This is a genomic window from Xanthomonas sp. JL1, assembly GCF_038405005.1.
Window position 1 is genome coordinate 1 of the sequence record NZ_JBBYGR010000075.1, and the last position, 13253, is coordinate 13253.

At 64.2% G+C, this 13253-nt stretch carries 13 protein-coding genes and 2 pseudogenes; 4 read left to right on the forward strand and 11 right to left on the reverse strand.

What is annotated here, in order from left to right; translation table 11 throughout:
• Nucleotides 1-201, forward strand: a 201-nt coding sequence (locus WJW29_RS16820; protein ID WP_143699185.1) for an integrase core domain-containing protein, incomplete at its 5' end; no start/stop codon positions are given.
• A gap of 34 nt (nt 202-235) precedes the next feature.
• A pseudogene (locus WJW29_RS16825) lies at nt 236-510 on the forward strand (IS3 family transposase); the annotation flags it as partial.
• 39 nt (nt 511-549) lie between these two features.
• Here the strand turns inward: WJW29_RS16825 and WJW29_RS16830 are convergent.
• A pseudogene (locus tag WJW29_RS16830) lies at nt 550-738 on the reverse strand (VanZ family protein); the annotation flags it as partial.
• Entirely contained in the window at nt 726-1979 is a 1254-nt protein-coding gene (locus tag WJW29_RS16835; RefSeq protein ID WP_011409441.1) for a class I SAM-dependent methyltransferase, read from the reverse strand. The gene WJW29_RS16835 and the pseudogene WJW29_RS16830, both read right to left, overlap by 13 nt.
• Here WJW29_RS16835 and WJW29_RS16840 point away from each other — a divergent pair.
• Nucleotides 1978-2715 carry a pteridine reductase gene (locus WJW29_RS16840; RefSeq protein WP_011260312.1) on the forward strand — a complete coding sequence of 246 codons (738 nt, stop codon included), beginning with the start codon at nt 1978-1980 and terminating at the stop codon, nt 2713-2715. The genes WJW29_RS16835 and WJW29_RS16840 overlap by 2 nt on opposite strands.
• 168 nt (nt 2716-2883) lie before the next feature.
• Here WJW29_RS16840 and folK read toward each other — a convergent pair whose 3' ends face one another.
• From folK to WJW29_RS16865, 5 genes are all read right to left on the reverse strand, one after another.
• Nucleotides 2884-3399: a 2-amino-4-hydroxy-6-hydroxymethyldihydropteridine diphosphokinase gene (folK, locus tag WJW29_RS16845; RefSeq protein WP_011260313.1), complete on the reverse strand. Its 516-nt coding sequence runs from the start codon at nt 3397-3399 to the stop codon at nt 2884-2886.
• Between the two features lie 91 nt (nt 3400-3490).
• Nucleotides 3491-4993: a hybrid sensor histidine kinase/response regulator gene (locus WJW29_RS16850; RefSeq protein WP_011260314.1), complete on the reverse strand. Its 1503-nt coding sequence runs from the start codon at nt 4991-4993 to the stop codon at nt 3491-3493.
• A 3-nt stretch (nt 4994-4996) separates the two neighbouring features.
• Nucleotides 4997-5437, reverse strand: coding sequence for a response regulator (locus tag WJW29_RS16855; protein WP_011260315.1), 441 nt, complete (start codon nt 5435-5437; stop codon nt 4997-4999).
• A complete protein-coding gene (locus WJW29_RS16860) occupies nt 5434-7245 on the reverse strand; it encodes an ATP-binding protein (protein ID WP_011409443.1) in 1812 nt (603 codons plus the stop codon). Before WJW29_RS16860 ends, WJW29_RS16855 begins: the two co-directional genes overlap by 4 nt.
• Nucleotides 7246-7530: 285 nt before the next feature.
• On the reverse strand, nt 7531-7902 hold the full coding sequence (locus WJW29_RS16865; RefSeq protein ID WP_011260317.1) for a BON domain-containing protein: 372 nt from the start codon (nt 7900-7902) through the stop codon (nt 7531-7533).
• Nucleotides 7903-8052: 150 nt separating this feature from the next.
• On the opposite strand from WJW29_RS16865, the gene WJW29_RS16870 reads away from it, so the two are divergent.
• The gene (locus WJW29_RS16870) at nt 8053-9105 is read left to right on the forward strand and encodes an oxidoreductase (protein ID WP_011260318.1); all 1053 of its coding nucleotides are present in this window, start codon (nt 8053-8055) and stop codon (nt 9103-9105) included.
• A 339-nt stretch (nt 9106-9444) separates the two neighbouring features.
• Here WJW29_RS16870 and gnd read toward each other — a convergent pair whose 3' ends face one another.
• The 4 genes from gnd to WJW29_RS16890 form a co-directional block, all read right to left on the reverse strand.
• On the reverse strand, nt 9445-10386 hold the full coding sequence (gene gnd, locus WJW29_RS16875; RefSeq protein ID WP_011260319.1) for a phosphogluconate dehydrogenase (NAD(+)-dependent, decarboxylating): 942 nt from the start codon (nt 10384-10386) through the stop codon (nt 9445-9447).
• A 20-nt stretch (nt 10387-10406) separates the two neighbouring features.
• Nucleotides 10407-11744 (reverse strand): hypothetical protein, encoded by a 1338-nt coding sequence (locus WJW29_RS16880; protein ID WP_075239460.1) that lies wholly within the window; start codon nt 11742-11744, stop codon nt 10407-10409.
• A 171-nt stretch (nt 11745-11915) separates the two neighbouring features.
• Complete coding sequence (locus tag WJW29_RS16885; protein WP_011409446.1) at nt 11916-12296, reverse strand: glycine zipper 2TM domain-containing protein; 381 nt, start codon at nt 12294-12296, stop codon at nt 11916-11918.
• Nucleotides 12297-12420: 124 nt separating this feature from the next.
• The gene (locus tag WJW29_RS16890; protein WP_012444115.1) at nt 12421-13182 is read right to left on the reverse strand and encodes a DUF2242 domain-containing protein; all 762 of its coding nucleotides are present in this window, start codon (nt 13180-13182) and stop codon (nt 12421-12423) included.
• Between the last annotated feature and the right edge of the window lie 71 nt (nt 13183-13253).

Sequence of the window (13253 nt, forward strand, 5' to 3'; positions counted from 1 at the left end):
GTCGAATCCTTCAACGGCCGGCTACGCGACGAATGCCTCAACGAACACTGGTTCCCAACGCTGCTGCATGCGCGCACCGAGATCGAACGCTGGCGCCGCGAATACAACCAACACCGCCCAAAGAAAGCAATCGGCGCAATGACGCCGGCAACGTATGCCCAGCAGTTGGCCAATAGCGAGATCATCACCCCCGGACTCTAAACCCGACTGCTACTCAGGATGGGGGGACGTCGACGACGGGCGCAGTTTCCTGGCAGCCCATGGCTTGGTGTGCAGTATGCGTCGGCGCGGAAACTGCCACGAGCGCGAAGCCTGCCCTTGGGGCACAACGCCCCGGTGGAGAGCTTCTTGGGCCTGCTCAAACGCGAGCGGATCAGGCAACAGGTCTATCTCAACAAGGACGGCGCGCGCGCGGAGGTGTTCGACTGCATCGAGATGTTCTACAACCCCAAACGCCGTCACGGTTCAACCGGCGACCTGTCCCCTGTCGCGTTTGAACGGCGCTACGCGCAACGCGGCTCTTGCGTGTCTGCCGAACCCTGGGCGTGTCACTGCTCCCCAACACAACAACGCGCACGTGATGAAGTGCTCTACCTTGTCGCTGTTGGACGGCAACTCCGCAAACTCCGGCGGTAGACCCAGGCATGCGGCAATCACCACAACCATTGCCGTGATCCACAAGCCCACCCACAACCGCGGCCGATCAAACGGCCGCAATGCCGACGTCACAACCGCCACGTGAGATCACCGGACAGGAACGCGGGTGCAAAGTCCACATCGCGCGAGAAGCCCATCACCTGAAAACGCTCGCCCATCTCGCTGGGGAGGGTCAGCCGCTTGATCTGCTCGCGCAGACGCATCCGCCCTACTTCATCAGTACGCGTATCGGCTTGCGCCAACAATGTATCCAGCCCGTTACCGAGTAAAAAGCTCGCCTGCGTGCAGTAACCGGCCAGCTCGAAACCTGCGCCGGTGCCTGCCTCGGCCAACGCGGTGAAGTCCACCGATGCGGTTAGATCCTGCAGACCCGGCCAACGGTAAAGATCTTCATGCATGCGATGCCGATAGAACGCACGCAACGTGCCGTCCTCGCGCTGCGCACGATAGAACTCGCCACGCGGGTAACCGTAGTCGACGAACAACATCGCACCGCGCTTCAAACCGCCGGCCACTGCCTGGATCCAGTACGGTAACTGCGGCAGCAACTCGGAGCGATAGCCATCGGCGAACGGCTGCTCCAGGTAGCGTTCAAGGTGGCGCACGGCTGCGCTCAGCAATGCATCGGCCGGTTGCTCGCCACGTGCGAACTGCTGCTGCGCATCCAGTACCACGGTTTCCTCATACACCTCGCCATCGCGCAGTGCGAAGCGCGGCGTGGGCAACGCATCGATGACTTCGTTGGCGAACAGCACACCGTCCCAATCGTCCGGGAACGGCGCATCCAGCCATTCCACCAGATCGAACACCGGCGGAATCAGACTGCGCCCCAGCCGCTCGCGCTGACGCTCGCGCAGGTCTGCGCTGGGTTCCAGGATCGCGTAACGTTCGGGTAGCGCGTCCAGCTCCAGCAGCCGCTTGAGCATGACCTCAGCGAACGCACCGCTGCCGCCGCCCACTTCCAGCACCCGCGCCTGCGGCCCAAGCTGCTGCAGCACTGGCGCTAACGCGCCGGAGACGGTGGCCGCAAACAACGGCCCCACTTCCGGGGCGGTGACGAAATCGCCGGCCTCGCCGAACTTGCTCGCGCCAGCGCTGTAATAGCCCAGGCCGGGCGCATACAGCGCCAGCTCCATGAAGCGCGAAAACGGAATCGCACCGCCGGCGGCCTGGATTTCGGCGCGCACGTGCGCAGCCAGCCGGTCGCTGTGCGCCAGCGCGTCCGGATCGGGGGTGGGAAGGTCGGCGTGCATGCGGGCACCGGTTGCGGGGACAATGCACAGGATAGCCGAGCCCTCCGCAACGCCGAGCGAGTACGCCATGACAGACAGTTCCAAGGTGGTGTTGATCACCGGCGCCGCCCGCCGCATCGGCGCGCACATCGCCACCACGCTGCACGCCGCCGGCTACCGCGTGGCCGTGCACGCACACCGCTCCGGCGAGGCGCTGGACGCGCGCGTGGCCGAGCTGTGCGCGCAGCGTGCAGGCAGCGCGCTGGCCTTGCACGCCGATCTACGTCTGCCCGATGCGCCTGCGCAATTGGTCACCGATTGCATCGCCGCGTTCGGTCGCCTGGATGGCGTGGTCAACAACGCCTCGGCGTTCTACCCCACCGCGTTGGGCGAAGCCACTGCAGCGCAATGGGACCAATTGTTTGCGGTCAACGCACGCGCGCCGTTCTTCATCGCCCAGGCCGCCGCCGTACAGCTGCGTCAGCACCGCGGCGCCATCGTCAACCTTACCGATCTGCACGCGCAGCAACCGATGCGCAACCACCCGCTGTACGGTGCCTCCAAGAGCGCGCTGGAAATGCTGACCCGCTCGCTCGCACTGGAACTGGCACCGGATGTACGCGTCAACGCGGTCGCGCCTGGCGCGATCCTGTGGCCGGAGGAAGGCAAGCCCTCCGAGGCCAGGCAGGCGCTGCTCGCGCGCACGCCACTGGCGCGCATCGGCACAATGGAAGAAATTGCCGAAGCGGTGCGCTGGTTGCTGGACGACGCCAGCTTCGTCACCGGCCATACCCTGCATGTCGATGGTGGGCGCCAGCTGAGTTGAGCGGTGCTTGTCGGCTACGCGTGCTTCCGCCGAGGAGAGTCGATCTCTGGACAGCGCGCGTCAGCACGGCTGCCGCAGCGCTAGGTGCCACTTCCACACAGGTGTCGCACGTCGTATCGCTGCCCGCACGCGCGCCCAGCCACACGCAGCCAAGCCGCCAGACCCCTGCTACTGCGCCGCGCTCAACTCCGGCGCAGCGGCATCCAGTTCCACCGTCGTAAACGCGCCGCCGTACTGCGGATGCGCCTGCCACAATGCTGCCAACGTCTGCCCGCTCAGCGGGTCGATGAAGTCCGGCGCGATATCGGCCAGCGGCTTGAGCACGAATGCATGTTTGAGCTCGGGCCGCGGGATGCGCGGGTGCCCGGAGCCTTCGACGATGCAGTCGCCAAAGAACACCACATCCATATCCAGCGTGCGGTTGCTGAAACGCGGGCCGCTGCGATCGCGCCCATGCGCATCTTCCAACGCATGCAACCAGTGATCCAGCGCGTCCAGCTCCAGATCGGTCTGCAATACCACCGCGTTGTTGACGAAGTCCGGGCCATCGAAGCCCACCGCCGGCGTGCGGTACGCAGGGGAAACGTCGATCTGGCCAAAGCGCGCGCGCAGGGCGGCGACGGCCAAGCGCAGGTAGTGGGTCGGCTGGACATTGCTGCCGAGGCTGAGAAGCACGGTAGTCATACGTTATTCGCGCATGCGGCCGGCGTGGGCGTCAACTGTTGCAATCGTATCGCATCTATCCAGCCCGCATCGGGTGCGCAGAAACGTGCTGTCAGGCCACTTCCAGCGCGTGCGAAACGGCGCGAAAGACCCGGCGCATTTCCAGGGGTTTGCGCAATACATGCACCGGCAGATCCGACGGAAAATGCGAACGCTGCAGCGGCGCGCCAACATCTTCCAGCACGATCGCCGGGCCCTGGTACCCCAGCTCCTGCATGCTCAACAGCACGCTCACTGCCGAGAGCAGGATGATGTCGCTGTCGATGATCACCAGGTCCGGCATGGCGTGCTGCTGCACCAACTGCAGCGCCGCGGCACCATCGCCGGCCAGCTGCGGCTGATAGCCCTGGCTGGAAAGTGCATTCCCCAGCAACGACAGGCGCGTGGCCTCGCCATCCACCAGCAAAATGCGCTGCCCATGGCCAAGCGGGAGCGGCTGTTCGGCTTCCGTCACCACCGCCGACACCGCGCGCATCGGCACGATCATGTCAAAGCGCGTGCCTTCGTCCAGCCGGCTATCGACCACGATGCTGCCGCCATAGCTTTCGATGATGCGCTTGCACGAAATCAGTCCCAACCCGGTGCCATCCGCCTTGGTGGTGAAGAACGGGCTGAACAGGCGCGCGCGGGTTTCATCGCTCATGCCCACGCCGGTGTCGGCCACGCTCATGCGCACGCGCGAGGCATCATAGCGATCGGCGGCCAGGATCAGCCTGCCGCCCTCCGGCATCGCCTGGATCGCGTTCAAGCCGAGGTTGAGCAGGCATTGCTGCAATTCGGTGTAGTTGGCCTCGATGGTGAGATCCGGGGCGATGGCGTCCATCTGCAGGCGCACGCCATCGGGCAGGCTGCTCTTGAGCAGCATCTGCACGGCCTGGAATAGATTGGTGATGGACACCTGCTCGCGCGGCTTGTTGGACCCACGCACGAACGACAACATCGATTCGGCCATTTCATGCCCGCGCCGGCCGCATTCGGCCACCACATTGGCCAGCTGACGCAGCTGCGGGTCGTCAGTGCGCCCGGCCAGCAGATCGGGCACGATCAACAACGGCTGCAGGATATTGCGCAGGTCGTGGCTCAGACCGGCCGCCAGCATTGCCAGGCTTTCCAGACGCTGCGCGCGCATCAGCTCGCTTTCCACGCGCTGGCGTTCCAGATCGGCGCGCGCCTCGCGGATCGCACGGATCACCGCGCTCGGCAAACGCGTCGGATTGTGTTTGATGATGTAGTCATTGGCGCCGTCCTGCAGTGCCTTGACTGCCGTCTCTTCACCCATGGTGCCGGAGACGAAGATGAAAGGCGTGGCACCATTCTGGCGCACCAGCCGCAGCGCCTGGTGCCCAGAGAAACCCGGCATGCTCAGATCCGACAGCACGATGTCCGGCTGAAACGCATCCAGCGCGGCGCGCAGCGACGGCTCGCTGTCCACCCGCTCGAATGCCGCATCCAGTCCGGCATCCAGCAACTGATCGGACAACAGCTCGGCATCTTCTGGTGAATCTTCCACCAGAAGGATCTTCAACTGCTCCAGATTGCCCCCCTCATGCGGCATGGTTCAGTCCAGCTCCGGTGCCTGGTTGATGACCGCCCAGAACGTGCCGAGCGTCTTGACCGCGTTGAAGAACTGATCCACATCCACCGGCTTGACCACGTAGGCATTCACGCCCAGGTCCCAACTGCGGGCCAGATCGCTTTCTTCGCGCGAGGACGACAGGATCACCACCGGCAGGCGCTTGAGTGTCTCGTCGCTGCGCACCTGCTTGAGCACTTCCAGCCCGTCCAGGCGCGGCATCTTGATGTCCAGCAGCAGCACGGCCGGCAGGCCTTCCTCGCGGTCGGCGAACATGCCCCGGCGCAACAGATAGTCCATGGCTTCCACGCCGTCTTCGACGTGCACGATGGGATTGGCCAGACGGGCCTCGCGCAAGGCGTCGACCGCCATTTCCGCATCGGCCAGGCTGTCTTCTGCCAAAAGAATGGTACGGATGGCGGTCATACAGTGAACTCTTGGTTGGGCGCTTCAAGCGCAGGGGGCAACACGAAATAAAACGTGGCGCCTTCGTCGACGAGGCCTTCGGCCCAGACCCGGCCGCCGTGGCGCGTCAACACGCGCCGCACGCTGGCCAGCCCGATGCCGGTACCAGCGTATTCGCTGGCCTTGTGCAACCGTTGGAAAACGCCGAACAATTTGGCGCTGTATTCCATATCGAAACCGGCGCCGTTGTCGCGCACGCTGAACTGATGGCCGCCGTCGGCCATCGGCGTGTAGGTGACCTCGACCTTGGCCACCTCGCGCTTGGCGCTGTACTTGACGGCATTGCCGAGCAGGTTCATCCACAGCTGGCGCATCATGTTTTCGTCGGCCACCAGCACCGGTAGCGGCGCGATATGCCACTCCACGCGATGGCCGGTGTTTTCGCTCTGCACGTTGGAATCCAGAATCGCGCGCGTTTCGGCCACCAGCGATTGCATGTCCACCGACTGCAGGCGCAGCGCGCCGCGGCCCAGGCGCGAATACACCAGCAGGTCGTCGATCAGCGAGGCCATGCGCCGCGCCGAGCTGCTGATCACTTCCATGTAGTGGCGCGATTTCTCGTCGGCCGCATCGCCCAGATGGCGGGCCAGCTTGTCGGAGAATCCGGCCACATGCCGCAACGGCGCGCGCAGATCGTGCGAGACCGAATAGCTGAAGGCTTCCAACTCGCGGTTGACCTCAGACACCTGCTCCACCTTGCCTTCCATCTGCCGGTTGAGCTCCTGGATGCGCATCTGCGCGGTCTTTTGCAGGCTGATGTCGCTCACCGTCATCAGCACCACGTCTTCGTCGGTGGTATCGGGCAGTGGCATGCGGCGCGCGTTGATCAACATGGTGCGTAGCACGCCATCGGCGCCGCGTTGCTCGTGTTCGTAATCCCACAGTTCACGGCCACGCAGCAGCACGTCGGCCAGCCGCTGATGGATCTGGGCATCGCGCCACACGCCTTCGCCCACATCCTCCAGCGCCATCAATTCGTTGCCGCGCTCTTCCAGACCATACAGCTCGGCGAAGGCGGGGTTGTGCAACACGATGCGTTGGTCGGCATCCAGCAGCACGATGGGCTCACGTACGGTCTGCAGCACCGAGCTGGCGCGGCCGTTGGCGCGCAGGTATTCCTGCTCGGCCACCAATCGGCGCCGGATCTGCCGTTGCATCAGCCAAGTCACCGTGCCGAGCAACAGCAGCTGCACCGCCAACGCCGCCCAGCCCAGCAGCGCGTAATGCATGCGTTCGGTCTCGGCGCGCGCATTGCGCAGCGCCAACAAACGGCCTTCGGCGCTTTGCAGGTCGTCCATCAGCACACGGATCGGGTTGTTCACGGTCATGTCGTTGATCAGGAAGCGGATCTGCTCCGGCGAAGTGGTCACCGCAATCCGCTCGGCCAGCAGCAAACGCCGTTCGATGGTGCTTTGGATGCGTCCGATGCGCACCAACTGCGCGGGGTTGTCCCTGGTCAATACGATCAACCGCTGCACTGCAGCCAGCGACTCGCTCCGCCCGCGGCGCATGCGCTCATGCAGCGCCTCGCGCTCCACACCGTGCGCGCGCATCAACGCCGCCGATTCGGTATCGCGCATCGCCGCTTCCAGGCGCTGCGCGGTCCCCTGCACTTGCTGGCTGTGCGAGACCCACACCGCAGCCCGGTTGGCATTGCGTGCCAACTGCTGCAGCAGCAACGATGGCACCACCACAATCAGGAAGACGGCAACCGCCAAAAGAGGCAGGCGCCAGCGATCCCATTTGTCTGCTTGGACCGTTGTTTGCATTGCTAGATCGCTTTCCGCTCGCTGCAGGGGCCAAGCACACGTCGGCATTGTCTCCGATCACGCACATTGCCAAATTAATGATTCAGACAAGTCCTGTTGAACCATGACATAGCTGAATGGGCATAGCATACGTGCAGTGAACGTGAAAACGACGCGAGCACCCTGCCGTCCATCGGCTCGCAGGGCGGTCTTCTCGGAACAAAAAAAGGCGCACTCCGCGGAGTGCGCCTGGTGCTCGGGTCCGCCGCCTCGCCTCGGCAAATGCGGCATTCGTGGCGGCTGCGCTTACTGCTTCGCAGCGGTGACCTTCAGCCCGGTCGACTTGACGCTCTTGACGCCTTCGATGCCCTTGGCAACGGCCACGGCCTTGTCATGCTCAGCCTGGGTGGCGACGGCACCGGTCAGGGTGACGATGCCGTTCTTGGTTTCGACCTTCACATCGGTACCCGAGACGTTGTCGGTGGCAAGCAGGTCTGCTTTGACCTTGGTGGTGATCCAGGTGTCGGTGACCGGCTTCTTGGACGCATTCATGCCGGCAGCGTGGTCCTTGTGATCGGCATGTTCCTGCGGGGCCGCAAATGCCTGCGACGCGCCGAGGGTCAGACCGAGCGACAGCGACAGAGCCAGCAACTTGCGTGCATTGATCATGTTGTTCATAACAGGTACCTCACTGTTGGACGTGGGCGCAGCTTGCGGAGGCGCTCGTCGAGCAGGCGTGACCGTTGCATTTAGAGGTTGTGAACCCTGCGCACACGGACAGGTGCAATACCATGCGGGTTCCCTGGTCGTTGCGATGAACCGTTTTCAATGCCTAAACCGTTCAATCTGGCCGTCGTCGGCTACGGCTATGTCGGCCGCACGTTTCATGCACCGCTGATCGCAAGCACGCCGGGCCTGCAGTTGCACAGCGTGGTGTCGTCCAAGCCGCAACAGCCACAGGCCGATTTTCCCGGCATCAACGTGGTAGCCGACCTCGACAGTGCGCTGGCCGATCCGGCGCTGGATGCCGTGGTCTTGGCCACCCCGAACCAGACCCATGCGCCCTTCGCGCTGCAGGCCTTGGCCGCCGGCAAGCATGTGCTGGTGGACAAGCCGTTTGCACTGGATGTTGCGCAGGCGCAGCAGATGGTCGATGCCGCCAATGCAGCGGGACGCATCATCAGCGTGTTTCAGAATCGCCGTTGGGATGCGGACTTTCTTACCGTGCGCCGGCTGATCGAAGAAGGCCAGCTCGGCGACGTGATGGAATTCCATTCGCACTTCGACCGCTACCGCCCGCAGATACGCGACCGTTGGCGCGAGAGCGAGAGTCCCGGCGCCGGGCTTTGGTACGACCTGGGCCCGCATTTGCTCGATCAGGCGCTGCAGTTGTTCGGTGTGCCGCAGGGCATCGGCGCGGACCTGCAGCGTCAACGCGATCAGGCACGCAGCGTCGATTATTTCCACGTCACCCTGCACTATCCGCGGCTGCGCGCGATTCTGCATGCGGGCTCGCTCGTGGCCGATAGCAGCCTGCGCTTTGCCGTCCACGGCACGCGCGGCAGTTACCTCAAGCACGGGCTGGATACGCAGGAAGACCAGCTGCGCGCCGGCCGTCGCCCCGGCACGGTCGGCTGGGGCGTCGACCCATCAGCGGGCACGCTCACCCGCGTCGATGACGAAGGCCGTATCCACACCCATCAACCCGATAACCTGCCGGGCGACTATCGACAGTGCTACGCCGCCTTTCGCGACGCGCTGACCGGCCCAGGGCCGGTCAGCGGCAACGACGCGGTGCAGCTGATGCAACTGGTGGAACTTGCGCAACGCAGCGCTGCAAGCGGGCAGGTGCAGTGGTTGGATGCTGCACGCCGGCTGTAGTGCTGCGAGGTCAGCGCGGCGCGTGTGGGTGGCGCCTCTTGTCTGCATCTGCACGTGAGCAACCGTGTTCGGTGCGTGCAACAGGCATGCTGCCTCGCGAGTGCTGTACTTGATGGTGGTCGCCTAGCGCGTAACCACCTGCATTCATGACATCAAGCATGATGCTCAGTGCTTGGCAGCAACGCTGTCTGGATGCATCGCCGCGCAACAAACCAGCGACGTGGCTCACCCGCTCAATACTGCAAACGCGCTCGTGCATTCGGATGCAATGCCAAACGTTCTGCACTACCGACAGTGCGCGCCGCATTCAAGGCACGCACCGCCCTGGCATCCAACCGCTTACGCGTCCTTGCTGCCGATCGTCGGTACTGCAGAGGTCGTGGTCATCACGGCGTGGCCACCGAACTGATTGCGCATCGCCGCCAGCAGTTTGTCGGTAAACGAATCCTTGTCGCGCGAGCGCAACCGCTCCATTAGCGACAAGGTGATGACCGGTGCCGAGACTTCCAGATCGATCGCCTCGGCCACCGTCCAGCGGCCTTCGCCCGAATCTGCCACGAACGGCGCGATGCCGGCCATGGTCGGGTTATGCGTCAACGCATCGGCCGTGAGATCCAGCAACCACGAACGCACCACGCTGCCGTCGCGCCAGATCTCGGCGACCTGGTGCAGGTCCAGCGCGAAATCGGTCTTGTGCTGCATCAGCGCGAAGCCTTCGGCATAGGCCTGCATCATTCCGTATTCGATGCCGTTATGGACCATCTTGGTGAAGTGGCCGGCACCGCTTGGGCCGACCCGTCCCCAGCCCTTGTCCGGCGCTGGCGCAAGCGTTGCCAGGATCGGATGCAACGCAGTCACCGCTGCTTCGTCGCCACCCACCATCAAACTGTAGCCTTCCTGCAGACCCCAAACACCGCCGCTGGTGCCGCAGTCGACGAAGGCAATGCCGCTGGCCTGCAGCAGCGCTGCACGACGCTGCGAATCCTTGTAATACGAATTACCGCCATCAATGACGATGTCGCCGGTCTGCAGCAAAGGGAGCAGCTGCGCCAGGGTGTCATCGACGATCTTGCCCGCCGGCACCATCAACCACACCACGCGCGGGGTCGGCAATGCGGACACCAGCGCTGCCAGCGCATCGGCCGTCACAATGCCCTTGGCCTGCGCGCTGGTGCGCGCGTTCGCGCCCGGGTCGTAGCCATGCACGCGATGCCCGCCGTTGATCAGGCGCTCGGCCATATTGGCGCCCATGCGGCCCAGTCCCACCATACCCAGTTCCATAATCGCTCCTCATGCGTTGATCAGTGCAGGGTGCCACGCCCGGCGTACGCTGGCGTGGCGGAATTCTCAATGGATTGTTCCGCTGCGGTCGCGGCGCCGCATCGCTGCAGCTGCCAGTCGATCCACCGCCAGTACAAGGTGGTGCGCAGATTGTGCAAGGTCAGGTCGATGGCATACGGGGTGCGCGGGTTACGGTCGAGCAGGCGCGCCACGTGATAGCCGATCGGCTTGGTGCCCTTGGGATGCACATAGACTGAAAAGCCTTGATAGAACGGGTCGTCCAGCAGCGTTTGCAGTTGCCGCAGCTGGGTCTGCTGCTGCGGGTCGAGCGTGGCGCGCAACGCTGCATCGCGCTCGTAAAGCAACCTCTCGAAGCGGCGCTTGCCCGGCCCGCGCAGCTGTTTGGCCAGCTCCCAGATCTGCCGGTTGCGCGCGTCGTAATACGCAAAGCCACCGTGCTGCGCCAGCGCTTGCGCGGCTGCGTCGCTGACGTCCACTACCACGAAATTTTCCGCCTGATTGTGGATGTCATCCAGATAGGACTTGTCGAATACGTGCGCAATGAACCCCGGCGCGCCGACGAACGCTTGCCGCCCGAGTTGCGAGGTCTGCACCGCCTTGCCGTCGGCGAAAAATTCGCCGGCATGCGCACCGAGCAGAATGCTGTCGGTGTCGTGCAAGGTCAGAAATGTGCCGATCGAGAGTTCGCCAGGCGTAAACGCTTCATTGAACCCGGCATCGCCGAACAGCTCACGCTGTGTGGCGAGCTGCGCTACTTGCCGGCCCACGCCGCATTCGGAGCGCACCTGCCCGCGGTAGAACGCATCCAATGCCTGCGCATTGCTGCTGCGCGGCTGATACCCGCGACCGAAACTGCGAAAACCACGCCAGCCCTGGGCCGCTGCACCACGCCAGCCAAATCCGATCCAGCCCAGTTGCACCGCCGAGAACCGGTAGTGCGAGTTGTTCTGCAACTGCGTTACCGCGCGGCGGGTCGCTGCACCGAGTTCGAACGCGTAGGCGCAGTGCGTGGCCGCATCGTCCAGCACGGCGGTGAGCGCTGCGCCGCGCTGGTCTGTGTTCCAGTCGGCCGGAAGCGTCAGCTGCAGATCGCCGGCGGCCTGCGCCTGTGCAAGCGTGCCACGCGTGCACGGCTCGCCCCGCTGTAGTACCGGCGCGCTCACCGCGGCGCGATGAATGGTCCAGCCCAACCGGCGCAGCAGTGCTTCCACACACTCTGCGCTCGCCGCGTTTGCGGTCTCGCTCGGCGCAGCACCCGCTACCTGCAGCAGCTGCACCGCGAGAAAGGCGCTGACACATACCACCGCAGCACATCTGCGCCTGCCCGCACACCACATCGACCTCAGAGCAGAGATTGATCGCAGCAACAATGCGCCGCCTTGCGCGTGGGCAGAACTCATCGATGACATGCGCAATCACTCGTCGGCACGGCGCCGCATCCTCAGACGTAGAAAGCCCCGGCATGGCCGGGGCTCGCAACTCAGTTCAGACCAATCACTTCGCCAGGCTCAGCGACGTTCGCAGACGCGCTCGACCCGACGATTGCCATTGGCCTGCTGGCGATTACCCTGGATGGTGCGGCCGGCGGCGGCGCCCGCCACTGCACCCGCCACCGTCGCCAGCTTCTTGCCATTGCCGCCGCCGACCTGGTTACCTAGCAAGCCACCAATTGCAGCGCCGGCCAACGTACCGCCGATGCGGTTCGGGTCAGTCGCGTTTTTCTGCACTTCGACGTTACGGCAGCGAACGCGGGTTCCATCGTTGAACCTGCGGCCTTCGTCTGCTTCCGTATAGCGATGCTGATGCGAATAGCTTTGAGCCTGGGCGAAGGTGCTCGTTGCCATCAGGCCAATCAGTGACATACCCAGCAGCGAGGTGCGCATTTTCATCGTTGTTCTCCACGTTTCTCGCCCGCTCGGCGAGTCATGGGCGCACTCTGGCCACACAGTCGAGAACACAACGTGAAGCGCGCACCTGGCTATTCAGGCTTTGGAGCAGAGCGTGAAAACACCATCACGGCTGCGTGGCGGGCTCGGTTTGCGGCACCTTCGCCGGTGCTGGCGGTGGGTCCTGCGCTTGGACAGGCAATGGCGCAACCGGCGGATGCGCAACCGTCGCGGGGTTCGCTGCGGCGGGCGCAGGTGACGCGGGCGTTTGAGTGTTCGCTGCAGGCGTGGCTGCAGCTGCTGGTGCGGCCGCATGTGCGGGCGCGGGCGCTGCACTTGCGGTAGCAGGCACCGCTTCGGTGACCTTGGGCAGATACGCGTTCAAACGTTCGAAGAAGCGCTTGTAGAACGCCGCATCCTGCACCGTGGTGCTGGACACGCGCACAAGCGAATCGCCACTGCTACCGACCGGCAACGACAACGAGCCCAGCACGCCAACGCCCACGCTGGCCGTGGTAGAACTCTTCTTCAGCGCGTAACGGTCCTGCAGCGCGCTCACGAAGACCTGCGCCTTGCCGCCGTCCTGGGTGGCGCAGGAAATGCGCAGATTGAGTTGCTCGCTCTGGTCGACCTCCTCGAGCTGGAAGTTCTTGCTGCCTTCCACCGCGACGGCATCTGCGCGCGTCACGGCGTAGCCCTGACTCAACAGCACACGCCGCGCCGCCTCGCAGGCTTGCGGCGAACTGGCCGCCACGCTGCGCGAATAGGTGTCATCGGAATTGAACGACTCGCGCATCAACATCGTGTCGCCCTTGCTGCCACCGCAGCCAGCCAGAGTTGCCAGCGCGCCAAGCAGTGCGCCGCGCGCGATCAGGGAAGAACAAGACATAGGGAGATTCCGGCATCCAAAACCGGCACAGAGCATAGCGGCAACCCATGTGCGCGCAGCGTCGCGTTGCC